At 64.1% G+C, this 18,733-nt stretch carries 17 protein-coding genes; 9 read left to right on the top strand and 8 right to left on the bottom strand.

Translation table 11 applies throughout. The features are described 5' to 3' along the window. Window positions 1–7: 7 nt before the first annotated feature. From AB0L63_RS08705 to AB0L63_RS08695, 3 genes are read right to left on the bottom strand one after another with little or no spacing between them, the layout of a single operon-like run. Window positions 8–1,177, bottom strand: coding sequence for a thiolase domain-containing protein (locus AB0L63_RS08705; protein ID WP_364496654.1), 1,170 nt, complete (start codon window positions 1,175–1,177; stop codon window positions 8–10). Continuing rightward, entirely contained in the window at window positions 1,174–2,250 is a 1,077-nt protein-coding gene (locus tag AB0L63_RS08700; RefSeq protein ID WP_364496906.1) for a thiolase domain-containing protein, read from the bottom strand. Before AB0L63_RS08700 ends, AB0L63_RS08705 begins: the two co-directional genes overlap by 4 nt. A gap of 24 nt (window positions 2,251–2,274) precedes the next feature. Further along, window positions 2,275–3,237: an OB-fold domain-containing protein gene (locus tag AB0L63_RS08695; RefSeq protein ID WP_364496651.1), complete on the bottom strand. Its 963-nt coding sequence runs from the start codon at window positions 3,235–3,237 to the stop codon at window positions 2,275–2,277. Window positions 3,238–3,387: 150 nt separating this feature from the next. On the opposite strand from AB0L63_RS08695, the gene AB0L63_RS08690 reads away from it, so the two are divergent. Both AB0L63_RS08690 and AB0L63_RS08685 read left to right on the top strand, forming a co-directional pair. Further along, complete coding sequence (locus tag AB0L63_RS08690; RefSeq protein WP_364496648.1) at window positions 3,388–4,425, top strand: LLM class F420-dependent oxidoreductase; 1,038 nt, start codon at window positions 3,388–3,390, stop codon at window positions 4,423–4,425. A gap of 70 nt (window positions 4,426–4,495) precedes the next feature. Further along, the gene (locus tag AB0L63_RS08685; protein WP_364496645.1) at window positions 4,496–6,040 is read left to right on the top strand and encodes an acyl-CoA synthetase; all 1,545 of its coding nucleotides are present in this window, start codon (window positions 4,496–4,498) and stop codon (window positions 6,038–6,040) included. A gap of 350 nt (window positions 6,041–6,390) precedes the next feature. Here AB0L63_RS08685 and AB0L63_RS08680 read toward each other — a convergent pair whose 3' ends face one another. Continuing rightward, window positions 6,391–7,395, bottom strand: a complete 1,005-nt coding sequence (locus AB0L63_RS08680; protein ID WP_364496642.1) for a sigma-70 family RNA polymerase sigma factor — start codon at window positions 7,393–7,395, stop codon at window positions 6,391–6,393. A 183-nt stretch (window positions 7,396–7,578) separates the two neighbouring features. Between AB0L63_RS08680 and AB0L63_RS08675 the strand changes: the two genes are divergently transcribed. Continuing rightward, window positions 7,579–7,995: a VOC family protein gene (locus tag AB0L63_RS08675; protein ID WP_364496639.1), complete on the top strand. Its 417-nt coding sequence runs from the start codon at window positions 7,579–7,581 to the stop codon at window positions 7,993–7,995. 5 nt (window positions 7,996–8,000) lie between these two features. On the opposite strand, the gene AB0L63_RS08670 is transcribed toward AB0L63_RS08675, so the two are convergent. Next, window positions 8,001–8,828 carry a thioesterase family protein gene (locus AB0L63_RS08670; RefSeq protein WP_364496637.1) on the bottom strand — a complete coding sequence of 276 codons (828 nt, stop codon included), beginning with the start codon at window positions 8,826–8,828 and terminating at the stop codon, window positions 8,001–8,003. A gap of 92 nt (window positions 8,829–8,920) precedes the next feature. Then, a complete protein-coding gene (locus tag AB0L63_RS08665; RefSeq protein WP_364496634.1) occupies window positions 8,921–10,570 on the bottom strand; it encodes an acyl-CoA synthetase in 1,650 nt (549 codons plus the stop codon). Window positions 10,571–10,675: 105 nt separating this feature from the next. Between AB0L63_RS08665 and AB0L63_RS08660 the strand changes: the two genes are divergently transcribed. From AB0L63_RS08660 to AB0L63_RS08635, 6 genes are all read left to right on the top strand, one after another. Further along, window positions 10,676–11,452, top strand: coding sequence for a crotonase/enoyl-CoA hydratase family protein (locus AB0L63_RS08660; RefSeq protein ID WP_364496632.1), 777 nt, complete (start codon window positions 10,676–10,678; stop codon window positions 11,450–11,452). 157 nt (window positions 11,453–11,609) lie between these two features. Continuing rightward, window positions 11,610–12,455, top strand: coding sequence for a hypothetical protein (locus AB0L63_RS08655; RefSeq protein WP_364496629.1), 846 nt, complete (start codon window positions 11,610–11,612; stop codon window positions 12,453–12,455). A gap of 36 nt (window positions 12,456–12,491) precedes the next feature. Then, a complete protein-coding gene (locus AB0L63_RS08650) occupies window positions 12,492–13,697 on the top strand; it encodes a hypothetical protein (RefSeq protein ID WP_364496626.1) in 1,206 nt (401 codons plus the stop codon). Next, a complete protein-coding gene (locus tag AB0L63_RS08645) occupies window positions 13,694–14,164 on the top strand; it encodes a hypothetical protein (RefSeq protein WP_364496623.1) in 471 nt (156 codons plus the stop codon). Before AB0L63_RS08650 ends, AB0L63_RS08645 begins: the two co-directional genes overlap by 4 nt. Window positions 14,165–14,785: 621 nt before the next feature. Further along, window positions 14,786–15,148 (top strand): hypothetical protein, encoded by a 363-nt coding sequence (locus AB0L63_RS08640; RefSeq protein ID WP_364496620.1) that lies wholly within the window; start codon window positions 14,786–14,788, stop codon window positions 15,146–15,148. Between the two features lie 223 nt (window positions 15,149–15,371). Then, the gene (locus tag AB0L63_RS08635; RefSeq protein ID WP_364496617.1) at window positions 15,372–15,506 is read left to right on the top strand and encodes a hypothetical protein; all 135 of its coding nucleotides are present in this window, start codon (window positions 15,372–15,374) and stop codon (window positions 15,504–15,506) included. A 613-nt stretch (window positions 15,507–16,119) separates the two neighbouring features. Here the strand turns inward: AB0L63_RS08635 and AB0L63_RS08630 are convergent. Both AB0L63_RS08630 and AB0L63_RS08625 read right to left on the bottom strand, forming a co-directional pair. After that, window positions 16,120–17,226 carry an acyl-CoA dehydrogenase family protein gene (locus AB0L63_RS08630; RefSeq protein WP_364496614.1) on the bottom strand — a complete coding sequence of 369 codons (1,107 nt, stop codon included), beginning with the start codon at window positions 17,224–17,226 and terminating at the stop codon, window positions 16,120–16,122. A 127-nt stretch (window positions 17,227–17,353) separates the two neighbouring features. After that, window positions 17,354–18,547, bottom strand: coding sequence for an acyl-CoA dehydrogenase family protein (locus AB0L63_RS08625; protein WP_364496611.1), 1,194 nt, complete (start codon window positions 18,545–18,547; stop codon window positions 17,354–17,356). Between the last annotated feature and the right edge of the window lie 186 nt (window positions 18,548–18,733).

The raw sequence follows: 18,733 nt of genomic DNA, 5'->3' as shown, positions 1-18,733 counted from the left end.
GGGGTCATCAGCTGGGCTTCTCCGAGCCGACCACCCACATCGAGAAGTATTGCGACCCACCGCCATACGCGTGCCCAAGCGCCTTCTTGGCGTTCGCGACCTGGTAGTCCCCGGCCCGGCCCATGACCTGTTTGGCGGCCTCGGCGAATCGGATGAGCCCGGAGGCGCCGATCGGATTCGAGGAGAGCACGCCACCGGACGGATTGACCGGCAGGGTGCCGCCGATCTCGGTCTCGCCCTTATCGGTGAGCTTCCAACCGTCACCCTGCGCGACGAAGCCCAGGTTCTCCAGCCACATCGGCTCGAACCAGGAGAACGGCACGTAGATCTCGGCGACGTCGATCTCGTTGAGCGGGTCGGTGATTCCGGCGGCCTGCCACAGCGCGGCCGCGGCATCCTGTCCGGCCTGCGGATTGACCTGATCGCGTCCGGCGAAGGTGGTCGGTTCGGTGCGCATGGCGGTGCCGTGCACCCACGCGACCTTCTTACCGGTGGCCTCGACGGCCTTCGCAGCCGCCTCGTCACCGATCACCAGCGCGCACGCACCGTCCGAGGACGGGCAGGTCTCGTCGAACCGGATGGGATCCCACAGCATTTGGGAGGAGAGCACCTTCTCCAGCGTGATATCGGGCTGGTGCAGATGTGCCAACGGATTCTTCGCGCCATTGCGGCGATCCTTCACCGCCACCATTGCGCCGATATGGCCCGGTGCGTTCGAGCGGCGGATGTAGGACCGCACATGCGGGGCGAAGTAGCCGCCCGCACCCGCACCAACGGGCATGGTGAAGGGCACCGGAAACGACAACGCCCACATGGCATTCGATTCCGACTGCTTCTCCCAGGCAATGGCGAGCACACGCTTGTGCACCCCGGCCTGCACCAGATTGGCGGCGACGATACCCGTGGAGCCACCGACGGATCCGGCGGTATGCACGCGAAGCAGCGGTTTTCCGGTGGCGCCCAACGCATCCGCCAGATACAGCTCGGGCATCATGACGCCCTCGAAGAAGTCCGGCGCCTTACCGATCACCACCGCATCGATATCGGCTATGGTGAGTCCGGCATCGACGAGTGCGCGATCGATGGCCTCGCGACACATGCCCGCCATGGACACATCGGTTCGTTTCGTCACGTGATGGGTTTGTCCGGTGCCGAGCACCGCAGCGGGAAAATTCATCGGCTCGCCTCCGAATCCAAAACGGTCACCAGGTTCTGCTGCAGGGCCGGACCGCTGCTGGCATGGGCGAGCGCGCGATTCGCGGTGCCCGTGATAATCGCCTCGGCCGCGAAGCCGATGCGCTCCAGACCCGCCGCGAACATCGGATTCCCGGCGAGGGCGCCGCCCGACGGGTTCACCTTGGTCTCGGGTCGCAGGCCGATGGCCTCGGCAAGGATCAGCTGCTGATGGCTGAACTGCGCATGCAATTCGGCGATATCGAAGCCGCTGGTATCGCCGCCGGTAACCGACTGTGCCGCAGCCGAAGTCGACGGGGAGACGGTCAGATCACGGGCGCCGAGGTTGGGGGTGTCCACCCGATGCGCTATCCCGGTGATCCAGGCGGGGCGCTCGCACAGTTCACGCGCTCGGTCGCCGACCGCGAGCACAATCGCCGCCGCGCCATCGGTGACTGGTGCGACATCGTGCGCGCGCAGCGGATCGGCGACATACGGTGTGGCGAGCAGACTTTCGATGTCACCGGAATCACCGGCGGCCACGGCCGCCATATCGCGCTCGGTCCAGCGTCCGGCATCCAGTCCGGCCTGTGCCTGCAGACCCGCGATGGACAGTGCGTCCGGCCACAGCGGCGTCACCAGATACGGATCGAGCTGCATGGTCAGAACCTGGCGCAGCGTACCCGCGGAGGACTTGCCGAAGCCGTACACCAGCGCCGTCTGCGCCTGGCCGGAGCGGAGTTTGACGAATGCCTCGTAGAGCGCCCACGCGGCGTCCATTTCGAGATGTGACTCGTTGATCGGCGGCACCGCGCCGATGGCGTCGACCGCTGAAATGAACGAGAATGCGCGGCCCGCAAGGTAATCCGAAGAACCGGAGCACCAGAAGTCGATGTCGGATTTGGTAATGCCCAGTCGGGCGTAGAGCTGCTGGAAGATGGGCACCAGCATCTCGACACCATTGGTGGTGCCGAAGGTCTCCGGCACATGCGGTGCGTGGGCGAAGCCCACAACCGCGATGTCGCTAGGGGGACGGTAGCCGTCGGAGCGTGCGAGGACGGCGGGGTGGGTAGGCAGAGCGTTGTTCGTCAACGTGGCCTCTCAGAGGTGGTGCTTATAGGTCTCGTAGTCGGCATCCGGCTCGCCGGTGGGTCGGAAGTGGTCCACATTGCTGAGCCCGAAGCCCCACTCCTCGCGCGGCTTCCACACCGCCTCCACCCGCATGCCCATCCGCACCTCGCTCGCCTCGCAGCCGAGCACCAGGTGCAGCACCGGGATATCGGCGCCGTCGAGCAGCACATAGGCCGCGACGTACGGCGGCTTGATCCGCTGGCCGAGGAACGGCACATTCACGATGCAGAAGGTGGTGACTATGCCGCGGTCGGGCAGTTCGACGATTTCGTCGGTCGGCCTGCCGTCGGTCGGATTGGCGCCGCGCGGCGGGAAGTACACCTTGCCCGCGGCATCCGTGCGCCCGCCGAGCAACTTGCCCTCGGCCAGACCGCGCAGGTAGACGGTCTCCTGCGGCGATGCGCTGTGTATGTAGTGCAGGTCGACCGGGGTGGTGATCACCTCGATCGGCTCACCGTCCGCGCTGGGTTCCGCTGGCGCGGTGGAGGTCTCGCCCGGTTCGAAGCAGGCGATGTCTTTGATGCTGCCGATCGTCTCGTCGGCCCAGCGCGCGACCACGCGTAGTCCGGTGTGGATGTCCTCGGGCGCGGTGACATCGACCGCGTGCAGCAGTGTGGTGTCCGCGCCGTCGAGCTTGATCAAGGCCCAGGCGAACGGGCGGTCGAACGGCTGGCCGGGCAGCGGCTCGCGCACGAAGGTCCACGACTGGACGGTGCCGGTATCGGCCACATCGACGAATTCGGTCAGCGGCGCGGAGGTGACCGGATCGTATTCCGGCGGCGGCACCAGCACCCGCCCGTCCGACCCGCGCATGCCGACGATCTTGCGAGCGCGCAGCTTGGTCAGGAAGGTGCCGATGATCGGTCCGACCGATCGCGTGTAGTCGAATTGCACCCGCAGGGGTGCGCTGAGTACATCGGGTCCGGTGTTCAAATCCGACCCTCTCTCATCCGTGATTGTGCCGGATGCGGTATTCCCCTGAGTCACAATATCGAGTAGAACAGGTTCTTATTCTGGTGGCAAGAAGTGCAGGTTCTTTCGAGCGACCGGCAAGCAATCGCTAGCGGTAGAAAGAGGTCGGCCATGAAGTTCGGATTGCAACTCGGGTACTGGATGGCGCAGCCGCCACGGAATGCCGGTGAGTTGGTGGTCGCCGCCGAGGCGGCCGGTTTCGACGCGGTCTTCGCCGCCGAATCCTGGGGGTCGGATGCCTTCGGGCCGCTGATGTGGTGGGGCTCGTCGACGAATCGGGTGCGGCTTGGCACCTCCGTGGTGCAGATGTCGGCGCGCACCCCTGCCGCGACGGCGATGCACGCGCTGACGCTCGACCATCTCAGCGGTGGCCGGGCCATCCTCGGGCTCGGCGTTTCCGGACCGCAGGTGGTCGAGGGCTGGTACGGGCAGCCGTTCGCCAAGCCGCTACAGCGCACCAGGGAGTACGTCGGCATCATTCGCCGCATCCTGGAGCGGCAGGCGCCGGTCACCAATAACGGGCCGCAGTACCCGCTGCCCTACAGCGGACCGGGATCGACCGGACTCGGCAAGCCGCTCAAGCCGATCGTGCACCCGCTACGAGCGGATATGCCGATCTGGCTGGGTGCGGAGGGGCCCAAGAATGTGGCGCTGACGGCCGAGATCGCCGATGGCTGGCTGGCGATCTACTACGCGCCGCGGCTGGCCGGGATGTACAACGACTGGCTTGACGAGGGCTTCGCCAGGGCCGGCGCGCGGCGTTCGCGGGACGATTTCGAGATCGCCGCGAGCTGTCAGGTGGTGATCACCGACGATCCCAAGAGTGAGTTGGAGCGGATGCGCTGGATCATGGCGCTCTACATCGGTGGTATGGGCGCACCGGAACTGAATTTCCACGCACAGGTCTACCGGCGCATGGGATATGAGCGCGAGGTCGACGAGATCGGCAGGCTGTTCCAATCCGGGAAGAAGGCCGAGGCGGCTGCCATGGTGCCGGATGAGCTGATTTTGGATACCGCGATCATCGGCGACGAGGAGCAGGTCCGTAAGCAACTCGGGGTCTGGGAAGCCGCGGGTGTCACCGAGATGCTGGTGTCGGTCCCAGATATCGAGCAATTGCATCGGCTCGCACCCCTTGTACAGATGTAGAACACGTTCTAAATTCGTAGGGGTGACTGATTCACCCACCCCGTCGGCTCCGCCTCCTCACCATCCCCCGATGGACTCAGTAGAAATTCTCGGTCTCTGGAACATCGCGAACGCGGAACCCGATCGGATCGCGCTGGTGGATCCATCCGGCCGCGACGTGACCTATCGCGAATTGGCCACGCTCGCAAACCGTTACGGCATCGGACTGCGGTCGCTCGGCCTACAGCCCGGCGACGTGCTGGTCACCATGGTGCACAACTGCGTCGAGGCGGTGGCCGCCTACTTCGCGGCTTATCAGGCCGGGCTGTACATCGTCGCGGTGAACTGGCATCTGACCGGCCCGGAGGTCGCCTACATCCTCGCCGACAGCGAGGCCAAGGCCTTCATCGCCAGCGACCGGTTCGCCGCCGCCGCGATCGCCGCCGCCGATGAGGCCGGACTGCCCACCACCGCGCGCTTCGCGGTCGGCGAGATCGAAGGCTTCAAGCCGGTGTCGTGGCTGGGCGCGGCCGATACCGGTCGGCCCGATAACCGGACGACCGGTGCGCCGATGCTCTACACCTCCGGAACTACGGGGCGGCCCAAGGGCGTTCGGCGTCCACTCACCGGCACCGACCCGGATGTCGTTCCGGTGTATTCGACCGCGTTCTTCGGTCTGTTCGAACTGAAGCCCTATGACGACAACGTGCACATCTGTGGGTCGCCGCTGTATCACACGGCCGTGCTGAACTTCGCGACTATCTCTATTCAGTTGGGGCACAAGGTTGTTCTGATGGATCGCTGGGACGCCGAGGAGATGCTGCGGCTCATCGACAAATATCGGGTGACCCACAGCCATATGGTGCCGACCCAGTTCCATCGGCTGCTCGCGCTGCCGGCGGAGGTGCGCGCCGAGTACGACGTGTCATCGCTGCGCAGTATGGTGCACGGCGCGGCCCCATGCCCCGCCGAAACCAAGCGACGGATGCTGGAGTGGTGGGGGCCGACGGTCACCGAGTACTACGCGGCGACCGAGGGGGGCGGCACGGTCATCAATGGCACCGACTGGCTGAAGAAGCCGGGCTCGGTGGGCAAGGCCTGGCCATGGTCGGTCATCAAGGTGCTCAGTGAGGAGGACGGCTCCGTTCTGCCCGCCGGGGAGCCCGGTCTGGTCTATATGAAGATGGGCGCGTCCAGCTTCGAATACCACCACGCCAAGGAGAAGACCGAAGAGTCAAGAGTCGGCGACCTTTTCACGGTCGGCGATATCGGCCACCTCGATGAGGACGGCTACCTCTATCTGCACGACCGCCGCTCCGACCTGATTCTGTCCGGCGGTGTAAACATCTATCCGGCCGAAATCGAGAACGTCCTGACCACCCACCCCAAGGTCGAAGATGTCGCGGTCTTCGGCCTACCCCATCCGGATTGGGGCCAAGAGGTCAAGGCCGTAGTCCAGACCGTCGCCGGTGTCGAAGGCAATGCCGACCTCACCGCCGAACTACTGGCCTTCGCCGCAACCCAATTGGCCAAATACAAAATGCCCCGCTCGATCGACTACGTCGATGAACTCCCCCGCGACCCCAACGGCAAACTCTACAAGCGCAAACTTCGCGACCGCTACATCCCAGCGTAGGGAGTGTCTGGCGCATACCCAATGCCTATCCCCGCAGCGGGTACGCGTTCTGCGCGATGGCACTGCTTGTGCGCCATGTTCACAGACTATGCGTGACAGCCGCGCGTCTTCTGGTCTGACGCGGCCCGCTGGATCGGTCTGCTCGTCCCCAGGTCCGGTCTGAGCGTCAACTGGTCTGCCCCGCCTCGCCGTAGTCACTTGTGCCACACGCATTTTCGCGCGCCACGCATGGTGTTGCCCGGAGAAGTCATGCGTGGCATGCGAATTCGTGCACGGCACCAGAATCAGCGCCCATCCACCGGCCTGGCCTCGCCTGGGTGGCGGTTGGCTGTGCCTATCCGCCACCAACCTCACGCAACCGATTCGCGCAGCTCCGGTGCCAAACCAAAAAGCGGGAACAGCTTTTCGATGTCGAGGAAGAAGTTGAGTCCGGTGATTGCATCGCCGTCTAGTTCCAGCACCGTGATGGACCAGGGGAGCCAGACGCCGGGTTCGGTTTCGCTTGGTTTGTAGTGGCCGAACGCGGGGAGGCCGTTGGCGCCTTGCAGGCGGATCATGCGGGAATCGCGGCAGTCCTTGCCGTGGCCGAGCATGAAGGCGGCCACGTTCTCGGGGCCCGAGACCCAGAGTTCGAGCGGCGGCATGGACAGTGCCACATCGGTTTTCAGCAGGGTCGTGAGGGTGTCCATATCGTAGGCCTCGAACGCCTTCACGAAATCGTCGACGAGTTTGCGCTGGTCGCTATCGGTTTCGTCATAGGTATCGGTGGCCGTAGGCTGCACCTTCGACATGGTGGCTCTGGCGCGTTGCAGTGCGCTGTTCACCGAGGCGGGGGACATGGTGAGCGCCTCGGCCGTCTCGCTGGCCGAGAACCGCAGCACCTCGCGCATGATCAGGATGGCGCGCTGGGTCGCGGGCAGATGTTGACAGGCCGCGACAAATGCCAGCCGCAGTGTGTCCTTGGCCGAGGCATGCTCGGCCGGATCCGATCCGAAGGCCAGTGCGTTCGGGATCGGTTCGATCCAAACGTAATCCGGCTGCGGCATTGGCATCGGCGAATCCGGCCGCGACGGACCGGATAGATCCATCGGCCTGGCCCGGCGCTGTGGGCCGTCGAGCATATCGAGGCAGACGTTCGTGGTGATCTTGTATAGCCAGGACCGTAGGCTGGCGCGCCCCTCGAACGAGCCATAGGACTTCCATGCGCGCGTGAAGGTTTCCTGCACCGCATCCTCCGCTTCGAAGGAAGAGCCGAGCATGCGATAGGCGTACGCACACAGCTCTCGCCGATGTCCTTCGAAGGACTCGAGGACAGCCGGGGTGAGGCCGACAGTGGAGCCGGACGAGTCATTCATGGGTGTCACCCTGCCACAGCCCACCGACACATTCGAGAACCAAAATCCGCCTACCTGCGGAATCAAGATCATCGCGGCCTGGTGTGGGTTTGTATCCGGTCACGTAACGCCCGCGAGCGATGAGTTCGGCGCGTTCATTCCGTCTGTACAAGGAAACCGCCGAAGACGACGTAAGGACCCCGCATGCCCAGCAAGATGATCTTCATCAATCTTCCCGTCGCAGACCTGGGCCGGTCCAAGAACTTCTACGCGGCCATCGGCTGGAAGGTGAACCAGGACATGACCGATGACAATGCCGCCTGCATCGTCATCGACGACAATATCTGCGCCATGCTGCTGACCAAGGACTGCTTCACGACCTTCAGCAAGCGTCCGATCGCCGACACGGTCGCGACCACCGGCGGCGCGTATGCGTTATCCGTGGCCAGCGCCCACGAAGTCGACGTACTCACCAACGCCGCACTGGCCGCGGGCGGCACCGAGGAAATCAACGAGGACCGCAGGGCCCAGGAGGCCCAGGTCGGCATGTTCGGCCGCACCTTCATCGATCCCGACGGCCACCAATGGGAGCCCTTCTGGATGGACTGTCCCGGCAACTGAGGGCGCTAACGAATGCCGGCCCGCTCCAGCGGATCGCCGTTGGCGAAGTCGACCTGCCGGTCGGCATTGGCCAGTGCAGTCACCACACAGGTGCCGAAGGATCCGTGCCGATCGAACAAGGTCGCACTGCCGACGGCGATGCCATCGGCGCTGATATGGCTGTCGGCCTCGACCCCGATCTCCAACCCGATGAGCGGACGTGCCAGCGCCAGGGTGAGATCGGCATTGATGAAACCGATTCCGGTGGTGCCCCAGTTGGTCATGAGGCTGGTCGACTCGCCGATCATCGCCGCACCGGCGAACGCCGTAGGCGGCTCACCCTCGACCACCGAGAGCGGGGCCTGCCATATGCGCTTGCGTGCGCTGTTCTGATGATCGCCGATTCTGGGCGACCAGCCGTCGAGACCATCGCCGCTGCTCCACAGCGGCGCCGTCGGTCCGTCCGCGACCGGAACCGGCGGCGGCTGTGGGGATTCCGCGCGCGTCCACCGCTCGCCCGGCGGCTGCGCCGATCGCTTCAGGAAGACCGCGCTGGCGCGGGCCACGTCCACACCATCCTGCATCAGGGCGGCATCGGCGACCCGAATCCGCTTGCCGTCGCGCACCAACTCGGTCACCACCGTCACCGGCTTCTTCAATGTGGGCCGGAACAGGTCGACGGTCAGCCGGGCGGGCGAGAAGCCATCCGCGCAGTGCTGTTGCTCCAGCGCCCTGGCCAACAGTCCGCAGATCGCGGGCCCATTGACCATATTCGGCGACCACGCGCTCGCTGCGAACGGCAGCGGCTCGAACCCGTCGTCGGTTGCCGCGAAAAACGCATACGGCGCTGCCAATTCGATCTCCAATCGCCGCCGAAACAACAGCAAATGGCAAGGGCTGCCGCGGTTACTCGGCAGCCCTCGCCGATGGTCAATGCCAGCCGGTACTACTTGTTGCTCGCGTCGGCGTGCTCGTCGGCCGGGCGCTCCTCGGTTTGCGCCTTGGCCCATTTGTAGTCGGGCTTGCCCGCCGGATTGCGCTTGATCTGGTCGACGAACCATACACTGCGCGGCAGCTTGTAGGCCGCGATCTCCTGCGTGAGCACCGGACGCAACTCATCGAGGGTGGGCCGCTTATCGCCGCGGCACTGCACGACCGCCGCCACCCGCTGCCCCCAACGGTCATCCGGAACACCGACCACGAGCGCGTCGAAGACCTCGGGGTGAATCTTGAGCGCGCCCTCGACCTCCTCCGGGTAGATCTTCTCGCCACCGCTATTGATGCTCACCGAACCGCGGCCGAGCATCGTGACCGTGCCGTCCTCCTCGACCCGGGCGTAATCGCCGGGAATCGAATAGCGAATTCCGTTGAACTCCTTGAACGTCGCCTTGGTCTTGGCCTCGTCCTTGTAGTAGCCGACCGGAATGTGGCCGCTGCGCGCGAGGAAGCCGACCTGCCCGGAGCCCGGCGCCACCGGATTGCCCTGGTCGTCGAGGACCTGGGTGGCAGCATCGATCTTCACCCGCGGGCCGCCGGTGTGGTTGGCGCCTTTGGCGACAACGGCCAGACCACCGAAACCGGTTTCGGAAGAGCCGATGGAATCGGTGATCATCCGGTTCGGGAGTCGTTCCAGGAACTGGTCTTTGAGCGTCGGCGAGAACAGCGCGGCACTGCTGGCGATCAAGTAGAGACTCGAAAGATCGTATGGCTCACCGGTTTCCGGATTTCCCTCGGCGAGTGCGTCCACCATCGGCCGGGCCATGGCGTCACCGGTGATGAAGATGAGGTTGATCTTGTGCCGGTCGATGTGCTGCCACACGCCGTGTCCGGTGAACTCCGGAATCATTACGGCCTTACCGCCGTCGAACAGGCTGTGGAAGGTCGCGGTTTGTGAGCCACCGTGGATCATCGGCGGAATCGGGAAGCGGACCATCTGTGGATTGCCCGCACCGGTCTTGGCCTGATGCCATTCGTCCTCGACGTATTCGCCGGTGAGGAAGTTGATGCCGCCGCCGAGCACGCGCCACCAGTCCTCGTGCCGCCACATCACGCCCTTGGGCAGGCCGGTGGTGCCGCCGGTGTAGAGCATGAAGATGTCATCGGCCGAGCGCTCGCCGAAATCGCGCTCACCGGAAGACTCGGCCAGCACCGTCTCGTACTCCACCGAATCGGCCGCGGTGGGGATGGTGCCGGTCGTATCGTCGTCGACGACGATGACCGTCTTCAGCAGGGGCGTGTTCGGGCGAACCCCGGCCACCCGGTCGCTGTAGCGGCGCTCGTGGATCAGGGCGACCATATCCGAATTGTCGAAGATGTACTGCAACTCGTTCTCGACGTATCGGAAATTCACGTTGATCATCACGGCGCGAGCCTTGAAGACCGCGACCATGGCCTCGACGGCCTCGATCGTGTTACGTGAATAGATGCCCACCTTGTCGCCCGGTTGGACACCCTGTTGCAGCAGGTAATTGGCGAGTTTGTTGGCCCGCTCCTCCAGCTGCGCGTAAGTCACCTCGCGGCCGTCGTCGGCCAGCGCTACGCGGTCGGGCATCAGATCGATGGCGTGTTCGACTAGGTCCGCTATGTTGTAGCTCACAAAGCTAAAAATAGAACGTGTTACTGTTTCTGACAAGGCTGAATTTGCCCACCCCGGCCGGTTCCGCCGACCTGCCATCCCCCTGGAAAGTCAGGAGAATCAGCAATGCCAGATTGCCTCGTCGAGAAGCGCGATCATGTCCTCATCGTCACCATGAATCGGCCCGAGGCCCGCAATGCCCTTTCGGCCGAGATGATGGCGATCATGCGCGACGCCTGGGATCAGGTGGACAGCGATCCCGAAATCCGCGCCGCGATCCTGACCGGTGCGGGCGGCGCGTTCTGCGCGGGTATGGACCTCAAGGCGATGACCGCCCGGCATCCCGGTGACAATGCGAGCAGCTTCGATCCGACCAAATTGGAGGCGCTGCTCAAGGGCCGCCGACTCACCAAACCGCTGATCGCGGCGGTCGAAGGTCCGGCCATTGCCGGTGGCACCGAAATCCTGCAGGGCACCGATATCCGCGTGGCTGCCGAGGGGGCGAAATTCGGTGTGTCCGAGGCGCGTTGGGGTCTGTTCCCGCTCGGCGGCTCGGCGGTGCGACTGGTCCGCCAGATCCCCTACACCGTGGCCGCGGACATCCTGCTGACCGGTCGGCACATCACCGCCGCCGAGGCCAAGGAGATCGGGCTGATCGGCCACGTGGTGCCGGACGGTACCGCCCTGGACAAGGCGCTCGAGCTGGCCGGGCAGATCGCCGCCAACGGCCCCCTCGCGGTACAGGCGATTCTGCGCACGATCCGGGAAACCGAGGCCATGCCGGAGGAGGACGCCTTCCAGATCGAAGCGAAGCTCGGCATGGCGGTCTTCCGGTCGGCCGATGCCAAGGAGGGGCCGAAGGCCTTCGCCGAGAAGCGCAAGCCCACCTTCATTGGTAGCTGAATCACGTCGTCGCTGAGGTGAGTTGAATGGTCGTACTCGAGTTCGGGCACCACGGTTGAGTCGGAAGCGGCGTAATGCGAGGTGCGTGGGCGACTCGCTCGGTGATTGACTCGTCAAATGGGGTTCAGCTACGGTCGGCGGACATGAATCTCGATGTATGGGGGGCGAGTTCGTTGATATCCAGGGCCACTGCCCGATGAAGCTTTTGCACCAGCTGCGCCGGTACGGCGTACTGAATCCGATAGGGCGGATTGTCGCCGCGTTCGCCGCGTTCTTGGTCTTCGCTCTGGTCATCGCGTGGGTCAGCGATCGCCAGTTCGATTCGGACGCTGCGGATAGCGCGGCTACGACAGCATGGACCGCTCCGGCGGAGCCGACACCCACCAGGACGTTTGCGCCGCCACCGCCGGGCTTCCCGAGGATGGAGTTTCCGCCGCCGATGCCGGAGGTTCCCAAGGGGAGTCCGCAACCGGTGCCGACGAGGTTCGGACTCACCTACAACGTGCCGTCAAACGAGCGCTGGATGGCAACCAATGACGCGGTGATGGGCTGGTCCGACAACAGCGGCATTGTCGCCACCTACGGAGCAGTGAGCGAGTACCGGCGAAACTACTGTGCGGAAGTCAAGGGCTCGGCGCTGGCGCATGTCGGTGTCACCGGCCGCAATGCGGTCGATATCGACTCTGCTGCGCGGGACGAGGTTGCCAAGGCGGAGCGTATTTTCGGCGGAAAAACCGGCCGTATACCGAAGGTCGAACTCCGTGGCCCGGTCCCGCTCGATGTCTCGGGCCGACCGGCCGTGCGGTACACGGCATTGGTCACTGATATCCCGAAAGATACGTCCTGTGACCCGGACCAGGCGCAATTCGACATCGTCGCGACACCCGGATACGCATCAGCGGAAGTGATGCTCCTAATGGTCGAGCACCACCGTGGCTTACCTAACGCACTACCAGGCAACGAGGTCGAAGCGATCATTGGATCGCTACGCAAGACCGAGTGACAGTTCCAGTGGAAGAGGGCTTACGTGGAGAAGTTCATGGCGCGGCCAAGTCAGATCTCCGGCCTGGGCAATCTGGTCGATGACCTCGGCAATGACTGCGCCACCATCGCGACATTCGTCGGCAACAACTGCCTTCCGAAGGGCGAACTGTTCACCGGCGTCATCATCAGCGATCTGCTGTCGCCCTTGAACAACATCTCGAACGTGTTCCGGGGCCGGATGTCCGACCTCGGCACGCACACCAAGAGCACGGCGGTCGAGCTCAACAAGGCCGCGTGGATGTATCACGACCAGGACCAGCGGAACTACGCCGCGCTCAATGCGCATACCAGCGAGGTACCGAGCGCGCCGGGAGGCGATCCGGGATCGGATGTGGAACGAGCGGGACAAACCGCCGCGTATGAAGGTGCGGCGAAATATCCCAAGCCGGAGTCGATCACACTCAATGAGCCGACGGTCAATCAGGAGGACACCGCTGGCCTGATCGGTGAGGTCGCGCCCTGGCTCAGGGATGTCAACGAGTCCATCAAGAGCGTGACCAGGATGGCGGGGAATGAGGTGGACCCGCTCGTGCTGCTGTTGAAGCCCATCGAGGGTAACTGGAACGAGGTGCGCCGGATCGGCGAGTCCTACAAGGCCGCGGGCAATGCGATGGAGGCGACCGGGAAGAATCTCGAGAACGGGGTAAAGCTTGTCGGCCAGTATTGGGACGGCAAGGCCGCGATCTCGTTCGAGGAGAACTGGGCGCGGCGCCAGATCGCGGCGATGAAGTGGGAGGGGCCGGTCGGCCGGGTCATCGCCGACGTGGCGGGAAAGCTCGCCGACGAGATCCGCGAAGGGATCAAGAGCGCCCTCACCAAGCTCAAAGACATGCTCGAGGACTATATCGACGTCAAGAGCATCAAGGGCATCTTCAAGCAGGTGATCAAGAAGGTGCCCGGCTTGGGTCAGGTTGTCGAGGTGATCGATCTCGGGCACAAGATCTACACGATCGTGACTGCCGTGAAGCAGATCATCGACAAGATCGAGCAGACCAAGAACCGATTGAAGGAGTTCCTGAGCTTCCTGTCCGAGCCGTCCCGCGTGGTGGCGGACAAACTGGAGGAGAAGATTCAGCCGACATTGAAAAACGCCGCCGTTGCTAACGATCTGAAGGAGATCGCGCTGGTCAACAGCACCCTCGAACGACCGAGGGAAAGCTATGAGGTCGGTACGGCCGGGCAGCCATGGGAGGACGGATGAGGCCCCAGTTCGGAAGCAACCGCGATCCGAACCTCGATCCGGAGATCGAGGCTGCCGCGCGACGGGTGTTCGACAGTATCGATGATCTGCGTACCGTCCGGCTGCGCGCGGAGCGCATGGATGTGTCGGCGGTACTGAACGAACCGACCCTCGTGACCGAAGGACTCATGTTCGAGCTCGCGGGTCTACCGTATGCGTCGCCCGGCCTGCGAGCCTATGCCGAACGTGTGCGCGCCGGCGAATGCCGCTGGTCCGACATCGAACTGCTGGCCTGGTCGCTCCCACCGGAAGTTGTCGACCTGAAATCCTCACCACGATTCATCTGGCCTTGGGACCCACAGGCGAATCCACCCGAGCCGCCGTCACCCAAGCCTCCGCCCCTTCGGCGCGACCCCGGCGTCGTCGGCCCCAGCGACTGGCCCGACGATTTCGACGAGTATCCCGGCCAGAAGTCCTGGCTGGTCTGAGTGCGCGACGCCATCAGTGTCGCGGGCACCGCAATACGCGCGTCTGTCGGCTTCATCTCCGGGCAGGGAGATCAAAACGGTCCGCCGAGAAGGCCGGCTGATATCGGTCACGGGGACGACAAGTGGCGAAGCTCAGGCGATATAATAAGTGCACTCAGGTATTCAAGAAATCTTCCGCTATCTCTCGAATCCTCGCTAGCTCGGGATGATTACGCGGAATTCTTGCAATAGCTTGTTTTTGATGGAAGAAATGCTCATTCGAGCTCACTGGCTCTGATTCAAGCCGACCTATCAGTTCCTTCGTGCGCTTGTTCCGTTCTTGCCATTTCCATTGTTCGTGGTGATCGGATCGATAATCTGGGCCAGCCACGCGTCCGGATCACACCAGGCAGGAATCCAACTCGCCGTCTTCCGAATTCGATGATTGTTCTTAACGGTTATATGGCAGCCAATGAGGCATCGGAAGTGAATCCCAGCAGTGCCTGTGTCACAACCAAGCACACCAGCTCCGAATCGATCAGCACCAGTTGTCACCTATCCATACCGCAGCCCCGTCGTGGTGGGCGTAACATCTCAGCGCTCCACTCCGACTAACACCGCAATACACACCAGGAGGGTTTTATGAGAAGGTCGTTTGCTGTCGCCGCACGGGTCGCGACCGCGGGCATTTCAGGGCTGGCCTTTGCCGCTGTTGTCGGGTCGGGTGCCGCACAGGCCGCGCCGCAGGACTGCACCGTGGAGAAGGGGCTGTTCGACGCGTCAGCGGTCTGCCGGCCCGATGGCGGATCCAACTACGTGCTCCACCTCGACTGCGTCGGTCTCTACGCCAGCGGGCCGTTCCCGCTGTATGCCGTCGGGCCTTACAAGGTGCTCAGTTACCCCTTCACGCCGTCGGGTGAGCGTACGACGGTGGGTTGCACAGGGATGGGTCCGGGCGTCTTCGCCCTCGCCACCAACGCCTATGTGGAGATCTATAACGCTTGAGACGTCTCACGTCGTCGTCGATTTCGCCAGTTTCTTGTAGCAGGGTCAATGTGGCAGCGAGGGGTGATTGAGCCCAGCGGCGGGTTGGTGCCGGCTCGCGGCGGGGATCGACGCCGCCGCGCCACGGTCGTTGTCCCACTATTTGTAAGGCTTACGGTACGCAAGCGATGGTCAAAGGTCCACATCAGCAGACCAAATCGTTTGGGAGAAAGGCACATTCGAGATGTCTCGAATCACACGGCTCGCCATCGGCGCGCTGTTTGCGGGCATCGTTCTGTCACTGGCCACGATCGCACAGGCCGAGGCGCCGGGCCCGTTTCATGGCATGGGTGTGACCAGTTCTATGGTCGGAAAATAGCCGCGATACCGGGCGGCATCACGTGTCAGGAGTCGATATCCGGCGACCGCGGCATGGGCGCCGATGTAGAAGTCGGGCATTGGGAGCGCTTCTCGCCGCTGTTACGGCGATAGCGCTGAAATGCCTTGCCCGCCAAGAAGCCAGCGATGGTAAAGCCGCACGCTCGAACTCGTCTGCGGGCAGCAAATCGTCCAGTTCTTCGACAGTGTCGTACCCGACGGAGACCTCTGCGTAGATGATCGGGTTGATGACCACCCGACCGGAATCGAGAGCCTCGGTGATTCGGTCCATTGACCACTCCGCCCAGTGCTCGTCATTGGTCATGACATCGAGTAGGACGCACGAATCGATCAGGACGGCGGGCCCGCCGATAGGAGTTGGACTACTCGCCACGGAGCAGGTCCATGATCTCATCCGTGCTCATGCCCTCGATGTCTCGGCTGTCCGCGGTTCCGCGCAGGCGCCGAGCGAGGCGTTGCCCACGAGTGGGGGCGCCTTCGGTGTGTATTACGTATTACTAGCGCCAAGGGCTGATCAGCATAGCTGCGTCGCCCAGCAATCGGCCCGCCGGTGGCAGGTCCCGGCGGGCCGATTCGGGGTGCGGATCCCTGGGTCAGGCAGGATTTTCCGCGAGAAGTAAGCCGATGGCCCGCAGGTGATCGGTGGCCGCGCCCAGTGCGAATTCATTGTGTTTCGCGGCGGTGAAGTAGTTGTGCACGATGTGGTCGCGGTCGATGCCCACGCCGCCGTGTACGTGAACCACGGTGTGTGCCACGCGATGTCCCGCATCGGCGGCCCAGAACTTGGCGGTGTGTACCGCTTCGGAGCTCGCCAGATCCTCCGAGACCCGCCATGCCGCCTGGGTGACGGCCAGTCGCAGGCCCTGGACGTCGATATAGGCGTCGGCCAGCCGCTGGGCTACGGCCTGGAAGCTGCCGACGGCCTTGCCGAATTGTGCACGCTCCCTGGCATAGTCGGCGACGAGCTCGAGTGCACGCTCCAGGGTGCCGAGCTGCTGTGCGCTCAGGCCGAGCCAGGCGCGGGTCAGAATCCAGTCCAGGATTTCGGCGCCCTCGGCCACCGTCGCGACCAATTCGGCGGGGGTGTCATGGAATTCGACGCCGAACTCGGCGCTGAAGTCGACGACGCGCTGCGCGGTCACCTTGACTGTCGCGTCGGTGGGGTCGACCAGGAAGATGGCGGGAGCTCCGGAAAACGTGGCCGAGACCAGGATTCGGGCCGCACGATCGGCGTAGGGCACGGTGGTCTTCGCGCCGGTGAGTCGCCAGCCGCTATCGGCTTCGTGCGCCACGGTGGTCGGCTTGGTCGGCTCCCAGTTGTGCTCCTCGGCGAGCCCGGCCGTGAGAATGACATCGCCCGCACCGGCCCGACGGGCCCAATCCTGTTGCGCCGCCGAGCCGAAGTGCGCCAGTGCACCCGCCCCGACCACGATCGACCACAGGTACGGCACCGCCGCGACATGCTTGCCGAGTTCACGCAGTACGGCGCTCTGCTCGAGTGCGCCGAAATCGCCGCCGTCCACTGCTTCCGGCAGTGCGGCGGCCAATACGCCGGTCTCGGCAAGGGATTGCCACAGCGGTTCGTCGAAGCGGCCCTCGGCATCGAGTTCGCGGATCCGGTCCGCGGTGACCAATTTGGCGCAGACCTCGGCGGTCAGGCGGGTCAGGTCGAGCTGGGCCTCGGTGGGAGTGAAATCCATGGTGATCTACCTGCTTTCTGCGGTGTGAGCGACGGGCCCGGAGGCGTAGCCGTAGCGACTGCTTGCAGGTCGCTCGAAACGATCGGCTTGTGTGACCACGCAGGGCCCCGGGAACACCGCCATCGATTCAGCGCGCCGCGGCCGGCTGCTTCAGTGCGGTCATGGCGATGATGTCGCGCTGGACCTCGTTGGTGCCGCCACCAAAAGTGAGGATCAGTGCGGCGCGGTGGAACCGCTCCAACCGGCCGCGCAACTCGGCGCCGGGCGAGTCCTGACGCAGATAGGCCTGCGGGCCGAGGATCTCCATCAGCAATCGATAGGCCTCGGTGGCCAGCTCGGTGCCGTAGACCTTGCAGGTCGAGGCATCCCATGCCCGTGGCGCGGCATCGCCGCCCGCATCGGCCCGGCTGGCGATCTCCCAGTTCAGCAGCTTCAAATATTCGACCTTGGCCTGTACCTTGGCCAGATTGAGCCGCACCCATTCTTGATCGATGACTCGGGAACCGTCGCCCGCCTTGGTATCGCGTGCCCATTCGGTGGTCTGGTTCAGCGCGACCATGAGCGGTCCGGCCGAGGTCAGTGCGACGCGCTCGTGGTTGAGCTGGTTGGTGATCAGCGCCCAGCCGCCGTTCTCGTGGCCGACGAGCGAACTCGTCGGCACCCGAACGTCCTGGTAGTAAGTGGCGCTCGTATCCGGTCCGGCCATGGTGTGCACCGGGGTCCAGGAGAAGCCCTCGGCGGTGGTCGGCACGATGAGCATGCTGATGCCCTTGTGCTTCTTGGCATTCGGATCGGTGCGCACCGCGAGCCAGACGTAGTCGGCGTACGCGATCAGGCTGGTCCACATCTTCTGGCCGTTGATCACGTAGTCGTCGCCATCGCGCACGGCGGTGGTGCGTAGGCTGGCCAGGTCGGTGCCCGCGCCCGGTTCCGAATAGCCGATGGAGAAGTGCAGTTCGCCCGCGGCGATCTTGGGTAGGAAGAACTTCTTCTGCTCCTCGCTGCCGTAATGCATGATCGTCGGCGCCACCGAGTTGATGGTGAGGAACGGCACCGGCGCGCCAGCGATGGCCGCCTCATCGGTGAAGATCAGCTGGTCCATGGTCGAGCGGTCCTGGCCGCCGAACTCCTTGGGCCAGGCCAGGGTGAGCCAGCCGTCGCGGCCCATTTCCTGGACCACCTCGCGGTAGACGTTGCCGTGGCCGTACTCGCCGGTGGTCGCGCTGAGCGCGGCTCGACGCTCCGGGGTGATCAGCCGCGCGAAGTAGTCACGCAGTTCCGCGCGGAGCTCTTCTTGCTGCGGCGTGTACGCAATGCGCATGGCAATACCTCTCGGGGATGGTCAGCCGACGGAGCTTGCGGAGTCGGCGGGGTGGATATAGCGAAGCCCCTGGTTCGATGTCGGTCAACCGATCATTGCATATGGACTGAAACATGTTCCAGTATTGCTGCTGAATCCGCATCACAGCGGTACCCGATACGGCCTGGTGTTGTTACGCTTCGACCA

Source organism: Nocardia sp. NPDC051990 (assembly GCF_040680755.1).
GTDB lineage: Bacteria > Actinomycetota > Actinomycetes > Mycobacteriales > Mycobacteriaceae > Nocardia.
Note: the sequence above shows the minus strand (reverse complement) of the source record. Positions and strands in the feature narration are given on the sequence as shown.

Bases quoted from the DNA above. Each gene is read 5' to 3' on its own strand.
- AB0L63_RS08645 (WP_364496623.1), top strand. From the start codon at position 13,694: ATGAGGCCCCAGTTCGGAAGCAACCGCGATCCGAACCTCGATCCGGAG.
- AB0L63_RS08630 (WP_364496614.1), bottom strand. From the start codon at position 17,226: ATGGATTTCACTCCCACCGAGGCCCAGCTCGACCTGACCCGCCTGACC.
- AB0L63_RS08690 (WP_364496648.1), top strand. From the start codon at position 3,388: ATGAAGTTCGGATTGCAACTCGGGTACTGGATGGCGCAGCCGCCACGG.
- AB0L63_RS08680 (WP_364496642.1), bottom strand. From the start codon at position 7,395: ATGAATGACTCGTCCGGCTCCACTGTCGGCCTCACCCCGGCTGTCCTC.
- AB0L63_RS08655 (WP_364496629.1), top strand. From the start codon at position 11,610: ATGGGGGGCGAGTTCGTTGATATCCAGGGCCACTGCCCGATGAAGCTT.
- AB0L63_RS08640 (WP_364496620.1), top strand. From the start codon at position 14,786: ATGAGAAGGTCGTTTGCTGTCGCCGCACGGGTCGCGACCGCGGGCATT.
- AB0L63_RS08635 (WP_364496617.1), top strand. From the start codon at position 15,372: ATGTCTCGAATCACACGGCTCGCCATCGGCGCGCTGTTTGCGGGCATC.
- AB0L63_RS08675 (WP_364496639.1), top strand. From the start codon at position 7,579: ATGCCCAGCAAGATGATCTTCATCAATCTTCCCGTCGCAGACCTGGGC.
- AB0L63_RS08705 (WP_364496654.1), bottom strand. From the start codon at position 1,177: ATGAATTTTCCCGCTGCGGTGCTCGGCACCGGACAAACCCATCACGTG.
- AB0L63_RS08685 (WP_364496645.1), top strand. From the start codon at position 4,496: ATGGACTCAGTAGAAATTCTCGGTCTCTGGAACATCGCGAACGCGGAA.
- AB0L63_RS08650 (WP_364496626.1), top strand. From the start codon at position 12,492: ATGGCGCGGCCAAGTCAGATCTCCGGCCTGGGCAATCTGGTCGATGAC.
- AB0L63_RS08660 (WP_364496632.1), top strand. From the start codon at position 10,676: ATGCCAGATTGCCTCGTCGAGAAGCGCGATCATGTCCTCATCGTCACC.
- AB0L63_RS08625 (WP_364496611.1), bottom strand. From the start codon at position 18,547: ATGCGCATTGCGTACACGCCGCAGCAAGAAGAGCTCCGCGCGGAACTG.